Origin of the sequence: Caecibacteroides pullorum (assembly GCF_019239235.1) — a bacterium.
Classification (GTDB): Bacteria; Bacteroidota; Bacteroidia; order Bacteroidales; family Bacteroidaceae; genus Bacteroides; species Bacteroides pullorum.
In genome coordinates this window covers 1-19680 of record NZ_JAAZTS010000009.1, presented here as the reverse complement: position 1 = coordinate 19680, position 19680 = coordinate 1, and the positions used below count along the sequence as shown (strand labels likewise).

General features: G+C 51.8%; 15 protein-coding genes and 1 pseudogene. 8 read left to right on the top strand and 8 right to left on the bottom strand.

The window, feature by feature from the left end; genetic code table 11:
* Nucleotide 1: 1 nt before the first annotated feature.
* Complete coding sequence (locus HF894_RS07925) at nt 2-724, bottom strand: MBL fold metallo-hydrolase (RefSeq protein ID WP_204971574.1); 723 nt, start codon at nt 722-724, stop codon at nt 2-4.
* Between the two features lie 119 nt (nt 725-843).
* Nucleotides 844-1845: a 2-hydroxyacid dehydrogenase gene (locus HF894_RS07920; protein WP_204971573.1), complete on the bottom strand. Its 1002-nt coding sequence runs from the start codon at nt 1843-1845 to the stop codon at nt 844-846.
* A 730-nt stretch (nt 1846-2575) separates the two neighbouring features.
* Here HF894_RS07920 and HF894_RS07915 point away from each other — a divergent pair.
* The 4 genes from HF894_RS07915 (at nt 2576) to queF (ending at nt 6114) form a co-directional block, all read left to right on the top strand.
* A complete protein-coding gene (locus tag HF894_RS07915; RefSeq protein WP_204971572.1) occupies nt 2576-4030 on the top strand; it encodes an OmpP1/FadL family transporter in 1455 nt (484 codons plus the stop codon).
* Nucleotides 4031-4211: 181 nt separating this feature from the next.
* Entirely contained in the window at nt 4212-4892 is a 681-nt protein-coding gene (locus tag HF894_RS07910; protein WP_204971571.1) for a queuosine precursor transporter, read from the top strand.
* Between the two features lie 73 nt (nt 4893-4965).
* Nucleotides 4966-5646, top strand: a complete 681-nt coding sequence (gene queC / locus HF894_RS07905; RefSeq protein ID WP_204971570.1) for a 7-cyano-7-deazaguanine synthase QueC — start codon at nt 4966-4968, stop codon at nt 5644-5646.
* 12 nt (nt 5647-5658) lie between these two features.
* A complete protein-coding gene (gene queF, locus HF894_RS07900; protein WP_204970628.1) occupies nt 5659-6114 on the top strand; it encodes a preQ(1) synthase in 456 nt (151 codons plus the stop codon).
* A 60-nt stretch (nt 6115-6174) separates the two neighbouring features.
* Here the strand turns inward: queF and eno are convergent, their stop codons facing one another.
* Nucleotides 6175-7485 (bottom strand): phosphopyruvate hydratase, encoded by a 1311-nt coding sequence (eno, locus tag HF894_RS07895; protein ID WP_204971569.1) that lies wholly within the window; start codon nt 7483-7485, stop codon nt 6175-6177.
* Between the two features lie 314 nt (nt 7486-7799).
* On the opposite strand from eno, the gene HF894_RS07890 reads away from it, so the two are divergent.
* The 4 genes from HF894_RS07890 (at nt 7800) to HF894_RS07875 (ending at nt 13874) form a co-directional block, all read left to right on the top strand.
* Nucleotides 7800-8621, top strand: coding sequence for a class I SAM-dependent methyltransferase (locus HF894_RS07890; RefSeq protein ID WP_204970530.1), 822 nt, complete (start codon nt 7800-7802; stop codon nt 8619-8621).
* Nucleotides 8622-9006: 385 nt separating this feature from the next.
* Nucleotides 9007-11427, top strand: a complete 2421-nt coding sequence (locus HF894_RS07885; protein ID WP_204971568.1) for a TonB-dependent receptor — start codon at nt 9007-9009, stop codon at nt 11425-11427.
* A 48-nt stretch (nt 11428-11475) separates the two neighbouring features.
* Nucleotides 11476-12936, top strand: a complete 1461-nt coding sequence (locus HF894_RS07880) for a DUF4374 domain-containing protein (protein WP_204970528.1) — start codon at nt 11476-11478, stop codon at nt 12934-12936.
* Between the two features lie 110 nt (nt 12937-13046).
* Nucleotides 13047-13874 carry a PepSY-associated TM helix domain-containing protein gene (locus HF894_RS07875; protein WP_204971567.1) on the top strand — a complete coding sequence of 276 codons (828 nt, stop codon included), beginning with the start codon at nt 13047-13049 and terminating at the stop codon, nt 13872-13874.
* A gap of 64 nt (nt 13875-13938) precedes the next feature.
* On the opposite strand, the gene HF894_RS07870 is transcribed toward HF894_RS07875, so the two are convergent.
* The 5 genes and pseudogenes from HF894_RS07870 to HF894_RS07850 all read right to left on the bottom strand — a co-directional run.
* Nucleotides 13939-14811, bottom strand: a complete 873-nt coding sequence (locus HF894_RS07870; protein WP_075317319.1) for a PfkB family carbohydrate kinase — start codon at nt 14809-14811, stop codon at nt 13939-13941.
* A 77-nt stretch (nt 14812-14888) separates the two neighbouring features.
* Entirely contained in the window at nt 14889-16292 is a 1404-nt protein-coding gene (locus HF894_RS07865) for a S41 family peptidase (RefSeq protein ID WP_204971566.1), read from the bottom strand.
* Nucleotides 16293-16425: 133 nt separating this feature from the next.
* On the bottom strand, nt 16426-18555 hold the full coding sequence (locus HF894_RS07860) for a cation:proton antiporter (protein ID WP_204970525.1): 2130 nt from the start codon (nt 18553-18555) through the stop codon (nt 16426-16428).
* A gap of 265 nt (nt 18556-18820) precedes the next feature.
* Nucleotides 18821-19573 (bottom strand): annotated as a pseudogene (locus HF894_RS07855) (TolC family protein); the annotation flags it as partial.
* Nucleotides 19486-19680, bottom strand: a 195-nt coding sequence (locus HF894_RS07850) for a hypothetical protein (protein WP_204970532.1), incomplete at its 5' end; no start/stop codon positions are given. The gene HF894_RS07850 and the pseudogene HF894_RS07855, both read right to left, overlap by 88 nt.

Here is a 19680-nt window from a genome sequence, read left to right as displayed (position 1 = left end):
GTTAGATGTCGAAACTTTCGCCACGGTGGTCGATCGTGAGGAAGCGGCAACCGTGGGCTTCGGCTTGCGGACGGAAGGCGTTGCCACCTTCGTAGTCGTCGCCGAAATGCATGGGCACAAAGATACGGGTTTTTATCCGTTCTACGAACTGGAGGGCACCGCGCATGTAGTCACGGCCCATCCGGCGGTCTACGGGGAAGAGGGCAACGTCGACGGCAGGCGATTCCTGCTGCAGGTCGCGGATTTCGGCCAGGTAGTCGCCTTCGGCCTTGCGAATTTCCTGCGGGGTAGATTCCTCGCTCCAGTGCCAGTTGTTCAGGTCGCCGGCATGGAAGAGGCGGACGCCCTGCACGTCGAGTAGGAAGGAGACGCCTACGTCGGTAGAGCCGAAGGCCTGGATGCGTAGGTGGTCGTCTTCGTAGACGCCACCTTTATTTATATAGAAAGCGTCGTCGGCCTTGGCGCGGCGGTGCTTCAAAATGTCTTTCGAGAAAATGTAATGGATGTCAGGACGGACTTCATGCCAGCGGAGCACCTCGGGGTTGAAGTGGTCGGGGTGGAAGTGGGTGGCGAGGACGTAGAAGGCGCCGGGCCTGTGGAGCAGGCGGTCGCGCACCAGTCCCTGGCCCGCTTCGGCGGACGAGTCCTTCCAGTAGTCGATGAGGATGGTCGCGCCGTCGGCCTCGATGGCAAAGCCGCTGTGGTAGATGTAGTCCAGTTTCATGCTCGTTTTCTTTGTTACACCCTGCAATATTACGAAAAACTGGCCGAAACTCCGCCTGCGGGTGGCTATTTTATTGATTTTTTTGATAGGGCGGGGGCGGCTTGATGCCACTCTCCGCTTCAGAGCTTCACCTCGTTTTCCAGCGGCTTGCCCAGGGTGAAGTCCCTGACGTTCTGCAGGGTGGTGGTGGCGATGTTGCTCAGGGCCTCCTGTGTGAAGTAAGCCTGGTGGGAAGTGACGATGACGTTGTTGAACGACAGCAGGCGCGCCAGCGTGTCGTCGTCGATAATCTTGTCCGAGCGGTCTTCGTAGAAGTACTGGCTCTCCTCCTCGTAGACGTCCAGTCCGGCCGACCCGATCTTTTTGTTTTTCAGTCCTTCGATGAGGGCGTTGGTGTGGATCAGCTGTCCGCGGCCGGTGTTGATGATCATCACGCCGTCCTTCATCTTGCTGATGGAGTAGTCGTTGATGAGGTACTTCGTCTGCTCCGTCAGGGGGCAGTGCAGGGAGATGATGTCCGAGCTGTGATAGAGCTCGTCGAGTGTGGTATAGACCACCTGGTTCTCGCGGGCAAAGTTGTAGTCGGGATAGAGGTCGTAGGCCAGTATGTTCATGCCGAAGCCGCGGAGGATGCTGATGAGCTTCTTGGCAATCTTGCCCGTGCCGATGATGCCGGCCGTCTTGCCGTGCATGTCGAAGCCCAGCAGGCCGTGCAGGGAGAAGTTGCCGTCGCGCGTGCGCCACGAGGCGCGGTGGATTTTGCGGTTGAGCGAGAGCATCAAGGCCACGGTATACTCGGCCACGGCATAAGGCGAGTAGGCGGGCACGCGCACTACGGTGATGCCACACTCGGCGGCGGCCTTCAGGTCCACATTGTTATAGCCCGCGCAGCGCAGGGCCAGTAGCTTGACGCCGTTTGCGGCCATCAGGCGGATGACTTCGGCGTTGGCCGTGTCGTTCACGAAGATGCAGACCACGTCCACGCCTTGCGTCAGGATGACGTTGTTCTTGTTCAGGTGACCTTTGTAGAAACGGAGTTCGAAACCGAACTCTCGGTTTTTCTCGTTGAACGAAGCCTCGTCGTAGGGCTTCGTGCCGAAGAATGCGATTGTTGTTGCCATGATATTTGAGTCGTTTTTTAGGGGTTATCAGTCCATGCGTATGTCTCCATAACAATTCGGCGGCGGAAATGTTTACTTCTGCTCCCTCCGGCGGCGGATTGCCGGTGTAAAGATAGCGATTTTTGGCCATAGAAAGGCTTTCGGAGGTTCGGAAACTTTTTTCGCCTGCCTTCCGAAATGATATGACGGAGTGAAAATGCGACTTTTCATGCTAAAATATTAGTCTGATTGAATGAAAATGCACCTTTTCATTTTGAAATATTGATATGACGGAGTAAAAATGCGCCTTTTCGTACCAAAATATTAGTACGACGGAATGAAAATGCGCCTTTTCATGCCAAAATATTAATACGACGGAGTAGAAATGTACCTTTTCATGCTGAAGTATTAGTGCGACGGAGTGAAAATGTACCTTTTCATACAAAAATATTAATACGATGGGGTGAAAACGCACATTTTCATTCCGTCGTACTAATATTTTGGCGTTATAAGGCGCTTTATAGCCTCGTCATACTACTTCTTCGACCTGCCGAAAGCTTTCCGCGGCCCTCGGCGTCACTTCAGGCGTCTGCCGACGGCCGTAGAGGGGCCCCGGAAGGGGTTGTTTCATCCGAAACGGTTTCTTTTTCCGCCTCCGCAGGACGTTCGGAAGATAAATTTTGCACAATTTCATTGCCGGTGTGCAATTTTATTGTACCTTTGCCGCCGAAATCAATAAAAATACGAATAGATGAGAAAAAACTTGTTAATCGGCACAGCGCTGCTGATGGTTTCAATCCCAACTTTCGCGGGAGGTTTCCTGACAAATACCAATCAGAATGTCCTATTCTTGCGCATGCTGGCGCGTGATGCTTCGACCCGTATCGATGCTGTTTACTCCAATCCGGCTGGCTTGGCCTTCATCGAGGGTGGCGACGGCCTGCATCTGTCGCTGAACATCCAGAGCGCCTATCAGACGCGTCAGATAACTTCTACCTTCGCTCCCTTTGCCTATGGCGTGCAGAACGGGGGCAATGCCACCAAGCTCTTCAAGGGCGAGGCTTCGGCTCCCGTCATTCCCAGCTTCCAGGCGGCCTACAAGAACGGCGACTGGGTATTCTCGGGCAGTTTTGCCGTGACAGGTGGTGGCGGTAAGGCTACGTTCAACCAGGGCTTGGCCTCGTTCGAGTCCATCATCTCCATGCTGCCCGTCTTCGGACAGAGCATGGGCATCAACCGATACAATGTGGACAGCTATATGGAGGGCAGCCAGTTCTTCTACGGGCTTCAGTTGGGCGTCACATATAAGATCAACGAACATTTTTCTGCTTTCGTCGGTGGTCGCATGAACTACGTAAACAATAATTATACGGGCTACCTGCGTGATATCCAAATTAATATGCCGGGTACGAAGACAATGGTACCTGCATCTGCTACTTTCGAGTCCATGGCGGCACAATTGCCTGACGGGCAGCAGAAAGTTCTGTTGGGTATGCTGGCAAAAGCTACTGAGGATAAGGAATTGGATTGTGATCAGAAGGGGTGGGGGCTTACACCGATTATCGGCCTCGATTTCAACTGGAACAAACTGAATGTCGGTGTGAAATATGAGTTCAATACCAATTTGAATGTGGAGAATGACACACGCATCAATACGACTGGTTTCCCCGCCTACGACCACGGCATCAATACCCCCAGCGACATCCCCGGCCTGCTCACCGTCGGTGTGTCCTACGACCTGTTGCCAACGCTCCGTGCTTCTGTGGGCTATCACCACTTCTTCGACAAGCAGGCCGATATGGCCAACGGCAAGCAGAAGTTGCTTTCGGCCGGTACGAACGAATACCTGGCCGGCATCGAGTGGGATGTGCACAAGCGCATACAGATCAGCGGTGGTATGCAGCGCACGAAGTACGGCCTGACGGACGACTACATGGAAGACATCAGTTTCGTTACCAGCTCCTGGTCGTTTGGTTTCGGTGCGGGCATCAAGCTGGCGAAGAATCTCAACCTCAACATTGCCTACTTCTGGACGAACTACGACGACTATACCCGCGAAAGCAGCGACTACAACAACATGGTGCAGAAACTTCAGAACATCGGCCTGCCTGAGTCGGTGGCTTCCCAGCTTCCCAAATTGCCAGGTACTGATGTGTTCACCCGCACGAACAAGGTGTTCGGCGTAGGTATCGACTATAAGTTCTGACACTCGTTTTTCCCTTTGAAGCATTTACTTGAGAGGTTGTCGGCAGTATTTCGGCAACCTCTTTTTGTTTTCTCCTGTTGGCCATTTACGCAGAAAAGTTTATCTTTGCAGCCGATTTTTGAAATGAGATGCCGTGAATAGCGGCCGTGTATTCTAGGACAACCACGTAAAAAACAGGAGTATGAAGCAAAAAGTATCCGTATCTTTTATGCTGATGGGCATCGTGTTCAACGTGTGCCTCATCGCAGCCAATCTTCTTGAGACCAAGGTCATCCAGCTGGGCAGCCTTACCGTTACCGCCGGATTGCTGGTTTTTCCTATTTCTTACATCATCAATGACTGTATTGCCGAAGTCTGGGGGTTTCGCAAGGCTCGTCTCATCATCTGGAGTGGCTTTGTGATGAATTTCTTCGTTGTTACGCTGGGGCTGATAGCCGTGTCTCTGCCTGCTGCTCCGTTTTGGGAGGGCGAGGAACACTTTAACTTTGTTTTCGGCATGGCGCCGCGTATCGTAGCGGCCAGTCTGATGGCTTTTTTGGTAGGCTCTTTTCTCAACGCCTACGTCATGAGCCGCATGAAGATAGCCAGCCGCGGGCGCAACTTCTCGGCGCGTGCCATCTGGTCCACCGTGGTGGGCGAGACAGCCGACTCGCTCATCTTCTTCCCTGTTGCCTTCGGCGGTGTCATCGCCTGGCGCGAACTGGTAGTAATGATGGGCTTGCAGATTTTGTTGAAGTCGGCCTACGAGGTGGTTATCCTGCCCGTTACCATTCGTGTGGTGAAGGCTGTGAAGCGCATTGACGGTAGTGATGTTTACGACGAAGGCATCTCTTACAAGGTGTGGAAAGTGAAGGATATCTGAGTGTACCCATCTGCCTCCATCTGCGCAATCTGTAGTCGTTTTTCTTAACAGTATACCTAAATTATTATTGTATATGAACCGTGATACAGCTTTGGTTGTGTTCAGCGGAGGGCAAGATTCAACTACTTGCCTTTTCTGGGCCAAACGTGAATTCAAGAAAGTAGTAGCCCTGAGTTTCCTCTACGGGCAGAAACATCAGAAAGAAGTGGAACTGGCACGGCAGATTGCCGCAAAGGCCGGTGTCGATTTTGATGTCATGGATGTGTCGTTCATTGGTCGGCTGGGCCACAATTCGCTGACCGATACCTCGATGGTGATGGATCAGGAGAAGCCGGTCGATTCTTTCCCGAACACTTTTGTGCCGGGCCGCAACCTGTTCTTCTTGAGCATTGCCGCCGTCTATGCCCGTGAGCGAGGCATTAACCATCTGGTGACGGGTGTGTCGCAGACCGACTTCAGCGGTTATCCCGACTGTCGTGACGCCTTCATCAAGTCGCTCAACGTGACTATCAATCTGGCTATGGACGAGCAGTTCGTCATCCACACCCCATTGATGTGGATTGATAAGGCCGAGACTTGGGCGCTGGCCGACGAACTGGGTGTACTCGACCTGGTGCGCCACGACACGCTGACGTGCTACAACGGCATTCCCGGCGACGGATGCGGACATTGTCCTGCCTGCAAGCTGCGCCGCGAGGGACTGGAGAAATACCTGGCGAACAAAAACATGTACCTCAAAAAGAAATTTCTTTAAACCATCCGAACAATGACTGAACTGAAAGACCAACTGACCCTGCTGGGCCGCAAGACTGAGTATAAGCAGGACTATGCTCCCGAAGTACTCGAAGCTTTCGACAACAAACATCCCGAGAACGATTACTGGGTGCGTTTCAACTGCCCCGAATTCACCAGTCTGTGCCCCATCACTGGCCAGCCCGACTTTGCCGAGATACGCATCTCCTACATCCCTGACGTGAAGATGGTAGAGAGCAAGAGTCTCAAGCTTTATCTCTTCAGCTTCCGTAACCACGGTGCTTTCCACGAAGACTGTGTGAACATCATCATGAAGGATCTCATCCGCCTGATGAATCCCAAGTACATCGAAGTGACAGGCCTGTTCACTCCTCGTGGCGGTATCTCCATTTATCCGTATGCCAACTACGGCCGTCCCGATACCAAATACGAGCGCATGGCCGAGCAGCGGTTGATGAGCCGGGAATAATATAAAAATGCCCTCCGTCAGCGGAGGGCATTTCCAAGTAAAATCTATGGTCGTTGCAGGTTACCTGATGCGTCGGTAGCCATATACGGCCAGGTCGCCACCGAGTTCCTCCTCGATGCGGAGCAGTTGGTTGTACTTGGCCATGCGGTCAGAACGGCTCAGGGAGCCGGTCTTTATCTGCCCGCTGTTTGTGGCTACGGCAATGTCGGCAATGGTGGCATCCTCCGTCTCGCCCGAACGGTGGGAGGTGACGGTGGTGTAGCCGTGGCGGTGGGCCATCTCGATGGCATCGAGCGTTTCGCTCAAAGTACCTATCTGGTTCACCTTGATGAGGATGGAGTTGGCACAACCCATTTCAATACCTTTGCGCAAGAATTCCACGTTGGTAACAAAGAGATCGTCGCCCACCAGCTGGCAGCGGTGTCCGATGCGTTCTGTCAGCTGTTTCCAGCCTTCCCAATCCTCTTCGCTCATGCCGTCCTCGATGGAGTCAATGGGATATTTCGTGATGAGCTCTTCCAGGTAGGCTATCTGCTCGTCCACGCTCAGCTTCTTGCCGTCCGGGTCTTTGGGCATGCCGTTCTTCAGGTGCGTGTAGTCGTAGTAGAATTGGCCGTCCTCCTTCACGCAGAACTCGGATGCGGCACAGTCCATCGCAATGCGGACGTCTTCTCCCGGCCGATAGCCTGCTTGCCTGATGGCCTCGATGATGCAGTCCAAAGCGTCCTCCACACCGTTCAGTTTCGGGGCGAAACCGCCTTCATCGCCAACGGCCGTACTCAGTCCGCGCCCTTTCAGTACTTTCTGCAAGGCATGGAATACTTCAGCGCCCATGCGCAAGCCTTCACGGTAAGTGGGGGCACCGACGGGACGAATCATGAATTCCTGGAAAGCAATAGGGGCATCGCTGTGGGCGCCTCCGTTGATGATGTTCATCATAGGCACAGGCATCACGTAGGTGTTGGCTCCGCCGATGTAGCGATACAGAGGGATGTCCAGATAAGCGGCGGCGGCCTTGGCTACGGCCAGCGACACGCCGAGGATGGCATTGGCTCCCAGGCGGGACTTGGTGGGGGTGCCGTCCAGTTCGAGCATCTTGTGGTCGATGGCACGTTGTTGCAAGGCCGACATGCCGATGAGGGCGGGGGCAATGACCTTGTTTACGTTCTCTACGGCTTTCAGTGTGCCTTTGCCCAGATAGCGGCTCTTGTCGCCATCGCGCAGTTCGAGGGCTTCATTCTCTCCGGTAGAAGCACCGGAAGGCACGGCGGCTCGTCCCATGACACCACATTCTAACATGACGTCCACTTCTACAGTGGGATTGCCGCGCGAGTCGAGTATCTCGCGGGCTACAATCTTTTCAATCTTCATACTTTTCCTTTTTTTGAATATCATAATTGTATAGGAGGAATGTCCCCCATGAATCCTTGCAAAGTTCGATAAAAATCCGTTCCCTTACAATACCTACTAATAGGGAATTTGAGGGCGTTTTGTTGCCGGATAATTCCCATGTCGGGCAGTCGGGTAAAATCCCTAAAAATAGGTATTGCCGGACAAATTCAAGCCCTGTACCTTTGTGATGTTAAAAAACATGATTGCGCATCTTTCTCACAATCGGCAAAGCAAATATGAAATTGCCTTGCTCTCACTCAATCGAAACATTCACTATTAAATTGCGATATACAATGAAACAGAAACACGAATTTAAGAGCATTGTGGCGGAAACACTGCTCATTCCGCTATACATGCGGGCGAAAGAGAGCCGTCGTGCCCATCCCATTCTGAATGATAAGGCTGCGGAACGGTTGGCAGACAGTCTGGAATATGATTATTCCCAATTCGACGGGGCCAGGCTGAGCGAAGTGGGCTGCGTGGTGCGCGGCTGGTATTTCGACCGTGCCGTGCGGCGGTTCATCGACACGCATCCTCGGCCGGTAGTCGTAAACGTAGGCTGCGGACTGGACACCCGCTACCAGCGCATCGGAAACGGGAAAGCGGTCTTCTATGACATGGACCTTCCGGAAGTCATCGCGCTGCGCCGCGAACTGATACCCGAACAGCCGGGCAACCCTTATATCGCGGCTTCCTTGCTGGAGACCGAATGGATGGACGGCCTGCGCTGCAAGCATCCCGACGGGGCGTTTATCTTCATTGTGGAAGGCGTGCTGATGTATTTCTACGAGAAGCAGGTGAGGAGCTTCCTGCACCACGTGGCAAGCCGCTTCGGCGGAGGAGAAATCTGGTTCGATGTCTGCGGGACCATGATGAGCCGGCACGGCGTCAAACCGGATTCGCTGCGTAAGCACGAGGCACAAATCCGCTCCGGGCTGAGCAACGGGCACTTGGTGGAGCAATGGGAACCCGCCCTGCACCTGCTGGACCAAGCCAACTACATGAAGTTCTTCCGTCCGCGCTGGGGATTTTTCTTCGGACAGATATTGGGGCGTATCCCTTGGCTGTGCTACAAATTCAGCTCGCTGCTCGGATATAAAATCCTATCTAAATAACCTTTATATGGAACATCCGTCAGATGCCGATGCCTTGTCTCGGACTGAACCGTATCGAAGTACGGACTTGGCAAGGAATCATGTAGGATGATTGTAGGAATCATGTATGATGATTGTAGGAATCATGTAACATGATTGTAGGAATCATCCTACATGATTCCCTATCGGCTTACTACATGGATGCTGCCATGATACGGAGGAAACGGTGTCATGTGCCAGGCTTGGGGGTGAGTTGTCTTGTAGAGTTTTCCCTAAATATAGGGATTGACGGGCATGTTTTCTCAGGAAGAGTGGCGGGAGGGGCTTCTAAAATACCCATAACAGGCGATTGTGGGGGCGTGCTTTTATCCCGACCTTTGCGGCGGAATAAATAAGCACATAGAGGATGAAAACAATCGCATTTATATTATCGCTCGTGACGGGCATCGGAAGCCTGTATGCCCAAGGGCATCGTGGTGCCCATCATCACCACCACCGGGGCGACCGCACCGTTGTGACGGGAAGGGTGACATCGACGGAGAAGGAGACGGTGGACTTCGCCACAGTATATCTGAAGGGGACTTCTTTCGGTGGTGCCACCGATGAGAAAGGACAATATCGCATCAAGGCTCCGGCAGGCGAATACACCCTGGTCGTGTCGGCCGTCGGCTATCAGACCCTGGAGAAGCCGGTCACCTTGGGAGACGAGGAGCGGCTGGTGCTGAACCTGACCATCCGGCCGGACATTCAGCAGCTGGAGGAAGTCGTGGTCGTGTCCAGCGGAGTGAGCCGCGTGAAGCGCAGCGCGTTCAACGCCGTGGCCGTAGATGCCACCGAGATGCAGAACACGGCCAAGAGCTTGAGCGATGTGCTGGCCAAGGCGCCGGGCATGAAGCTGCGTGAGAGTGGGGGAGTAGGTTCGGACATGCAGCTGATGCTGGACGGATTCAGCGGCAAGCACGTGAAGGTGTTCATCGACGGTGTGCCGCAGGAAGGCGCGGGCAAGGCGCTCGACCTCAACAACCTGCCCGTGAACTTTGCCGAACGTATCGAGGTGTATAAGGGCGTGGTGCCCGTTGGCTTCGGCACGGACGCGCTGGGCGGTGTGGTGAACATCGTCACCAACAAACAACGCCGCCGCTGGCACGTGGACGCGTCCTACAGCTACGGCTCGTTCAACACGCACAAGTCGTACGTCAACTTCGGGCAGACGCTGAAGAACGGCTTCATGTACGAGGTGAACGCCTTTCAGAATTATTCGGACAACGATTATTACATTGACAACTATATCACCGAGTTCGGCGAGGACGGGAGCGAAAGCACTGACACCAAGAAAATCTATCACGTTAAGCGATTCAACGACACCTTCCACAACGAGGCTGTCATCGGCAAGATAGGTGTGGTGGACAAGTCGTGGGCCGACCGCCTGGCCTTGGGCTTCAATTACTCCAATTATTACAAGGAGATACAGACGGGCGTGTACCAGTATATCGTATTCGGGCAGAAGCACCGCAAAGGGCATTCCTTCACGCCTTCGTTGGAGTACACCAAGCGCAACCTCTTCACCCGCGGGTTGGACGTGGTGGCCACCGCCAACTACAACCACAATATCACTCAGAACATCGACACCGCTACCTACAAATACAACTGGCTGGGCGATCGCAAATACACCGGTACGCCCGGCGAGCAGTCGTATCAGAACAGCGAGTCGAAGAATCTGAACTGGAACGCTACCTTCACCGCCAATTACCGCATCAGCCGGGCGCATACGCTGACGCTGAATCACGTGCTGAGCACCTTCAAGCGCACCAGCCGCAGTTACGTGGAAGGCAGCAACAAACTGTCGGACTTCAGCATCCCCAAGGTGACCCGTAAGAATATCACCGGCCTGTCCTACCGCCTGATGCCTACCGAGAAGTGGAACCTCTCCGCCTTCGGCAAATATTATAATCAGTATAACCGGGGTCCCGTGTCGCAAAGCTCGGACGGCATTGGTGACTACGTCAGCATGACTCAGCGGGTCAGCTCTTTGGGCTATGGTGCGGCGGGCACGTACTTCATCCTCGACGGACTGCAAGCCAAGGTCTCCTACGAGAAGGCCTACCGCCTGCCCACGACCGACGAGCTTTTCGGCGACGAGGACCTCGAAGCGGGTAAAGCCGACCTCCGTCCGGAGAAGAGTGATAACATCAACGTCAACCTCAGCTACAACCGCCAGTTTGGTAAGCACGGCCTCTACCTGGAAGGCAGCTTCATCTACCGTGACACGCGCGATTACATCCAGCGCGGACTGGACCGTGTGGGTGGCATGAGTTTCGGTTACTACGAGAATCACGGCCGCGTCAAGACCAAGGGCTTCAACGTCTCCGCCCGCTATAGCTACGGCAGATGGTTTAACGTAGGAGGTACATTCAACAATACTAACATACGTGACAACGAACGCTACGTGGCGGGAGGCACTCAGCAGGAAAGCCTCACCTACGGACAGCGTATGCCCAATCAGCCGTATATGTATGCCAACTTCGATGCCACCCTCACGTGGCACGGCCTGTGGGGCAAGGGCAACGTATTGACGCTGACGTATGATGGCTTCTACCAACACGACTTCCCCCTCTACTGGGAAGCCTTCGGCGATGCGTCGACCAAGAGCCGCGTGCCCGAACAGTTGTCGCACAACCTCACGTTGGGATACTCGCTGAAGAACGGACGCTACAACCTGTCCTTGGAGTGCCGTAACCTGACCGATGCCAAGCTCTACGACAATTTCAGCCTACAGAAGGCGGGGCGGGCGTTCTACGGCAAGGTGCGTGTGTACTTTGGGGGATGATGAAGTATCAGATGAGTGAATAATTATAATCTATAATATAATGAGTTTATGAAGACTAATCAAATGACCTGGGCATTGGCTGCAGCCCTCACCACAAGCAGCCTGTTCATCGCATGTGATGAAAGCAGTGACCTCCTGCCGGACACGCCGGACACACCGCAGGCGGGCGAAACCATCAGCCGTTACGTCGTGGCGGCACAGTCGGGCGGAAGCAGCAGCACCGCCATGTACCTGGCCACGAGCGAGACGCTGGACGAAGGCACCCTCACCACCGTGGGCAACGGACTGGAGACGGAGAGCGGCTCGAACCTCATCTTCTATAAAGATGCCTACCTGTTCAACTTCCAGTACAACGACGGCGGGCAGGGAACGGCCTTCGCCTACGCCCTCAACGCGCAGACGGGCAAGGTGGAAGAGGCGCGCCGATACACCTTCAACCGCACCACGACCTACGGCACTTGGGGCGACAACGTCATCACCGCCTCCACCAACGTGGGTACGCAGGAGAACGTGACCAACGAGGCGGGCGAGACGCTCTATGCCAAGTATCTGCAGTTCAACTACCTGAGCGCCGTGGACGCCACCACCCGCACGGGCAGCCGCCTGGCGGAGAACTTCCTGGGCAACGGTGAGAGCGTCTCCTTCGCCGGCTTTGTGGAGGCCAACGGCAAGCTCTACACCTCCGTCGTGCCCATGGGCATGAGCCACTACGGCGTGGTGAAGTACCCCGACCTGGTAAGCGACTCCCGCCTGGTGACCGACCACACGGGCGGCAGCGGCAGTGGCAGCTATACGCCGGGGCAGATACCCTCGACGCAGTATCCCGACAGCGCCTACGTGGCCATCTACAGCGGAGACTCGTTCGACGAGACGCCCGTCATCGCCCGCACGGGACGGATAGGCTTCGCCAGCGGACGCATGCGCTCGCAGTATTACCAGACCATTTGGGCGGCGGACAACGGCGACCTCTACGTCTTCTCCCCCGGCTTTGGCCGCACTGCCAAGGCAGAGTCGACCGTAGAGGCCGAGGACGGTACGCATACATTATATAAGGTGGAAGGCAAGCTCCCCTCCGGCGTGGTGCGAATCAAGGCGGGCGCAACGGAGTTTGACGACGCCTACTACGTCAACCTGGAGGAGCAAGGCAACGGCAACCCCATGTTCCGCTGCTGGCACATCACGGAGGACTACTTCCTGCTGCAGATGTACGGCAAGGGCGTGGAAGACATGGTGGCAAATTCCACCAAGGCCGACCGCAGCGAACTGGCCATCTTCCAGGGCAGTACGCAGGAGCTTACGGTGCTGACAACAGGTATGCCCGATAAGAGCCTTATCTCCAGCTTCGGTACTCCGTATAGCGACGGCGGTTACGCTTATATTCCTGTCGTGACGACAGACGGTGCCCAGCCTGCCATCTATAAGATCGACCCCAAGGCGGCAACAGCTACGAAAGGCATCACTATCGAAGCAAACAGCGTGACTGCATTGGGTAAACTGAGCGCATTTTAATGAAGAATGAAGAGTTAAGAATGAAGAATGAAGAATTAGGCTGCGCTGTCTGTATACGCTATATGCCGCATGGTAAATTCTTCATTCTTCATTTAATTATCTTTGTCATTATGAAAAGTATTTTCCGTAAACTGCACCTTTGGCTGTCACTGCCTTTCGGCGTCCTCATCACGCTGATATGCTTTTCGGGAGCCATGCTGGTGTTCGAACAGGAGATTACGGTGTGGGCTCGTCCCGACCTTTATCGGGTGGAGCAGCTTTCGGGCCCCCTGCTTACACAGGAAGAAGCGGCGGCCAAGGTTGCAGCCACGCTTCCCGATGGAGTAAAGGTGAAAGGCGTGACCGTATATCCCGACCCGGAACGTTCTTACCAGGTAAATCTTTCCAAGCCCAAACGTGCCGCCGTGTTTGTCAATCCCTATACGGGCGAGTTGCTGGGCAAGTATGAACGTTTACCGTTCTTCCGCACCATGTTCAGTCTGCACCGCTGGCTGTTGGGCAGCAGGCCGGATGGCGGCGGTATATTTTGGGGAAAGATGATTGTGGGTGTCAGTACGTTGTTGTTTGTCATCGTGTTGCTGTCAGGAATCATCATTTGGTGGCCCCGGACGAAGAAGGCGTTGACCAGCAGCCTGAAGATTACGGTGCATCATGGTTGGCGACGGTTCTGGTACAGTCTCCATGTGGCAGGCGGCATGTATGCTTTGCTATTGTTGTTGCTTATGGCCTTGACCGGACTTACTTGGTCTTTCGGCTGGTACCGCGAATGGTTCTATGAGTTCTTCGGGGTAGACAAGCGTTGGGTCTATGGCGTGCATGTAGGCAGTTTCGGCGGGATGATTACACGCATACTCTGGTTCCTGGCTGCGTTGCTGGGGGCTACGTTACCGCTGACCGGATATTATTTGTGGTGGAAACGTATTCGGCGAAGACGATGAGGATGTGCATATAGTAAGAAGGCGTGGAAATTTCCACGCCTTTTTTATTATATAGCGCGTGCAATCATTTTCCGATGATGCTGTTCACCATGGCTTCCGTCCCGTTGAACGGGCCGTGTGCTTGTAGCTTGAGGGTGCACATGGCGGCGGCGAAGCATCCGGCTTCCTGGTGGGAGGCTCCCTGGCTTCGTTTGTAGAGGTATCCGGCCATGTAGGTGTCGCCACATCCGGTGGCGTCCACCACTTGCAGTGTGGGGTATGCGGGTATGTCGTAGAACTGCCCCGCGGTGTAGATGAGCGAACCCTTGTCGCCCAGTGTCAGGAGTACCGTCTTCACGCCCCAGTCGGCTATGAGCAGGGCGGCTTCATGCGGCTCGGCGCATCCGGTGAGCACTTCCATCTCGTTCTCGTTGGCCTTCAATGTGTGGATGTACCTCAAGGCCTCGCGTTTCTCTTCCCAGTCCACGGCATAGACCTTTTCGCACTCCACCTTTCGCAGGAAGCCTTGTACGTCGGCAGCCAGTGTGCTTCGTCCTGCCAGGTGCCTGATGACGTCCAGCGAGAAGTCGTCGGCCAGCAGTGTGCCCAGGTGGATGATGTCGGCCCGCACGTCCTCCAGGTCGGCGACGCGGAAGGGGTCGGCTTGTGCGGTGACGCGTTGTCGGCGTTCGTTGGGATTGTCTCCGTAGATGTTTTCGAAGCTGTGTGAGTGTGTGGTGGGTACCAGCTTCACTTCGATGCCCTCGCGGATGATTTCTTCGGCCGCCGCCTTGTCTTCCTCAGCCAGTGCGCTGACCAGCAGGAAGCCTTCGGCCTGTAGCCGGCTGATGGCTTTGGCGAAATAGAAAGCCGTGCCTCCAGGCATATAGACTGTGTTGTCTGGGGTTACAATTTTGTCGCGGGTGATATACCCTATGCAGCATAACTTATGATTCATCTTTCTTTTCTCTGGTTTTCGGGCTGCAAAGGTACACATTTATTTGGTTTAAGTTTCGAAAACTCGATAACTTTGTTTCAGTTTTCTGTCAAATCGTTTGGAAGTGCTTTGTAAGGCGAGGTGATGCGTGCGGTCTTTACCTTGTCTGCAACGGAATTCTTCACGATGAGCATACGGGGTGATGCCAAGGTGCGGGTAGTCGTTTCGGTGCTGGGGAAACTGCCTGTTGCCATGCGGATCAGGATGGGTTGTATCAGTGGATCCGTTTCTGTGCCCAACTCACCTAAACTTCCTCCGTACGATTCTGATTGAGTATAGTCGGCAGGCAATCCTTCTGCATCGTAGTCTTTGTAGCCTTTTGAATTACTCAGGTAGTAGGTTGTCAGCCACAGTTCGAGTTGGGGATATTGGTCGTTGGTGTAGAGTGCCTGTGCTACGTTCTTGCCAAAAGTTGCTTGGCCTACTTGATAAAGATTGCCGGTCATGTAGGGGCGCAGGCAGTTGATGATAATTTCCGAAGCCGAGGCTGTATTGTTGGAAGTAATAACATAGAGATTCTGGTAACTCAGTGCACTTCCACTGGGCAACAGGTTGGCATCGAATGTATAGGTTTCGGCTTTGCCCAGTTTATCATTGCCTGTCATGGTGAGCATCGTTTGTCCGAGGGCATTCTGAGGTGCCAGCAAGGTACCGACAGCTTGTGCTGTGGATACGTATCCGCCCGGATTGTAGCGCAGATCCAAAATAATGTCGTTGGGCTGGGTGGCGGCCAGTTGGCCGTATAGTGCCTGCCATTGCGCGATATCATTTTGTCCGAATTCGTTGTACAGGATGTAGGCAGCTTTGCGTGTTCCTGTATCAAGAAGTGTTGTCTTGAGCAGATTTTGTATTTCAATAATACGCGGGGCAGGCATTTCTACAGTGCCTGTCGTGTCTATCTGGCCTGTATCGGCATTATAATTTCCCAGTATGAAAGAATGTGCAGTCGTTGGGTTGGTGACATATTTGGAGTAGTCGCCTGAACTGATTTCCGTATTGTCGGCTCCGATAATAAGATCGCCACGCTTTAATCCAGCTTCTTCAGCAGGTGATTGGGGCTGAGTATAAAGTACTTGCATGGCATAGGAACCTTGTTGCGTTTGGAGCATAACAGCTTCGAAACCGAAGGTCGGTGATTCGCTCAACGAACGGGTATCGGCGGTCTTTATTGAGTCGATATGTGAATAGGTTACGCCGTTCTTTCCGTCTTTCTCTGATACTACACTACTCAGAAACTCAGCCGGCTTCTGGAAAAAATCTAGTTCGCTTTCTTCCGGCAGGTCCTGATAGTATAAGTAATATTCCTGCATGGTAGTATAAATCCAGTTTTTAGATCCCACCAAAGCGTAATATTCACCGCTGCGATCTTGCCAACATGAAGTTGTAGCGACCAACAACATCAGGTATGAGGTTATCAGGTGGAAAAGATTTATTCGTTTCATAAGTTTCCATTTTGTATTGGTCGCAAAGATAGTGTAAACCGAGAGAAGTACAAAAGCGTAAACAAGGTTTTCACTTTTTTGTACTTTTCTCGGTGCAGTCTGTTTTATTGAGAGATAGGTTCTAGGGCTAAGTTTATTCTTTCCTTTTCCTGATCTTCAGCCATCTTAAAAGAGAAGCAGGAATGGTGTGGCTAAGTGAATTGAGCTGGTCGCTGCGTTCGTCTACACTTTCATACAAACGTTCAGCGTCTTTGTCCGATAGGATACCGTCATTCTGCATTTGCCGGATGGTACGCCGTTCGTTACAGAGCAACATGCGTATGGCTTTCTGCGTCAAAGCATGTTTGTAGGCTTTCGGGAAGTTACTCGAAAGTTTGCCCAGTACGCTATCCATCGCGTTGATATTATGTAAGATTTCTTCTCTTAATGGTTTTAGAACAGGGGCTTGTTCGACATTTAGCATGTTAGAGGTTTCTAGATCATCCAATAGCTTGAGATCTTCCTTTTGCAAGATGATAAAACCTCGTCCCAGGTCGTAGACCACTCCAATGCGTTCTTTGAAATAAAAGCTTATCCAAGAGCCTATACCTGGTATCTTCTGCATGTTGTCAAGGATAAAAGTACGATTACAGAAATTGAAGATAGACTTCCGGTTGTCTAACGGGCTGTTCCCGTCATGGTCGTAAAGTTCGTCCAGCGAGTTGCTGAGTAACATGAAAGAAGTTTTTGCAATAATGCCTTCGTCGTAAATTTGACGTGTGAGCATTTTTTCCTTATCCAACACGCGTAGTCTGATTTCGTTCATCACGTCGTTGTCTATTGGCATATTCTGTTGTTCATTGGGGCGACTGGCTATGTATCGGGTTACTTTTTTCCAGTTCGCACCATTGAGGGCATCACGTGTTTGTAGACGTTCAAAATATTTTTCGGAATTCTCGTGCAGATGGTTCTGTATTTTGTTTTCCATCATGGTGCGTGCCGTTGGAGTATATATCAGTCCCAGTTTATTCAGTAGCCAGCGCATGGTGGTAGCATTGACACACAGGGTGAGGGTTACGATGCCTGCGGTGAAGAATAGCACTTGGCTACGTATTTCTTCTGGAATAGCTGGAGTATAGGAAACCATTAATGCTAGGGTCATTCCCAATGCGCCACGTAGTCCGCCCCAGGTCAGAATGATGGATTCTTTTTTATTCAATCCGTATCCTAACCGTTTCATGATAGGGTAAAGTATCATGATCGTTGTATAGCGGAAGAGATTCAGGAAAGCATAGACGAGTAACAGAATACCGAAATGTGCCCATGAGAAATCGACTTTCTCAGCGATTACAACACCTACAATGATAAAAATGAGCGTGTTGGCAATGTAAGTAAGTAATTCCCAAAAACGGCCCATAAAAACGTTTACCTGTGGTTTAAGTCGAGGCTTTCCTACATAGGAAATGGTTAGTCCGAAGGCAACTAAGGCAATGACGCCTGAAATACCCAGATAAAATTGTGAGAGAATAAATACTAAATAAGCCGAAAGAATGATAACACTGTTTTGTATCATCTCTTCTGAATTGATGCGAGTTATGAACCAGATGACAAGGCGTGCTGCTAGGAAACCTAAAATAGCTCCTCCTGCTACAACTTGGAAGAATTCCATAACTGGAGTCATGTCGTTACTCATACCTGAAGTGGTGATGCCAAAGAACAGCATAAAACAGACGATACCGGTACCATCATTAAGTAGTGATTCTGCGTCAACCAGAGTAGAAAAACGTTTACTTGTTTTCAGTTCGTGCAGTAAAGCTACAACAGCGACGGGATCGGTAGCACTGATGAGGGCACCAAACATTAAGGCGGCAGTCCAGGTCCATTGTTCATATCCTGGAACAAATAGACTTAGTGCCATTAATAGGACGGCTGTCAGTAACATGCAGATGATCAGGCCGGGAACAGCCAACAAAGTGGCGTTTGCCAACGTTTTTTTAAAGATATGCAGATTCAATTCATAGGCTGCATCGAAAATCAGTATGGGCAGGAAGATATATAGGATAAGATCTGGGTTGATATTGGCTACACTGTCTAATGCTTGGCTGAGTTGAGAAGTATTTTGAAAAACTCCGGCTCTGTTTAGAATACCTGCAATCAGTCCGATGGCAAACAGTCCGACTGTGTAAGGGATACGCGTCCGTTGGAACAGCGATTTAAAGATAGCTCCTACCATAAGACCGGCAATTGTCAGTAGCAAAGGGGCTAATAGGTTTGTTTCTTCCATGGTATATATCATTTAAGTTTATATTCTTTTTCCCGAATCCTGTTTTTATGCTAATTGGTTTAAGGTATTTTCGGGGTTGTAAAGATATAAAATTAATCTGATAGCAGGGGCGTTTCATTATACCTTTTGGAAGAAAATCTTCATCTTTTTCGCTTGTTTCCGTAGAGGTTAATAATGTGTTGCGTAAAGTGGCACTTTAGCAAGCTAAAGAGGCACTTTACGCTGCTGAAGTAGATGTTTACAGGCACAGTGTATGTACTTATTGTTATCTGCCTGTAGCTTGTAAGTATTCCCGCTTCCTGATTTCGTATTGTGCATAGGATTCCATGTACCTGTCACGGCTCTGTTGATATAAAGTTTGTGCTTCGAGCAAGTCACTCATGGTACATGTTCCGGCCCGGTAGTAATCGTTCTGGAGACGAAGGTTTTCTGAAGCTTGTCCGATGGATTCGATTGCTATCTTTACTTGTTTGTAGGCTTCGGTCAGATTGTTCCAGCAGTTGTTCATGCGGATGATCAACATTTGGCTTTGGTCTGTAAACTGGTTTTCGGCATTGCGAATTTGTAATTTCTGTTTCTTTATGTCATGTGAGCCTCCCCACCATCCAGAAAGGGGCACGCTGACGGTCGCAAATCCCATCCAATACGAATGATCCTTGTCCATCAGATTGTCGTATATATATCCGCCACCGATCGCAATTGTTGGCAGATTTTTTCCAACAGTCATTTTGTATTGCAATCGAGTAGCTTTTACGTTTTGTTGTAACAAATTGTATTCATTGGTTAGGGGAAGTGACGATTCAGGTTGTCTGTAGTAAATTTCAGGATGTTCGGGCAGTGAATCACTTACTACTTGAGCTACATCAATACTGTCAGCCGGATGTCCGATATATTGTGCCAGCATGCTGAGTGATACGGAAAGGCTATTTTCTACCTGAATGCGGGTGCTGTGCGTTTCATTCTCTTTGAGTTGTATTTGCAGCAGGTCATTTCTGTTGGTGATTCCAGATTGTACGGAGAAGGTGTGTCAAAAAGCACACCTTCTTTGTTTAGCACAAAGCCCCGACTTTCACAAGCTGGGGCTTTGTTATTACCTAAAGATTTTGTATCTTTAAGCCTAAAGAT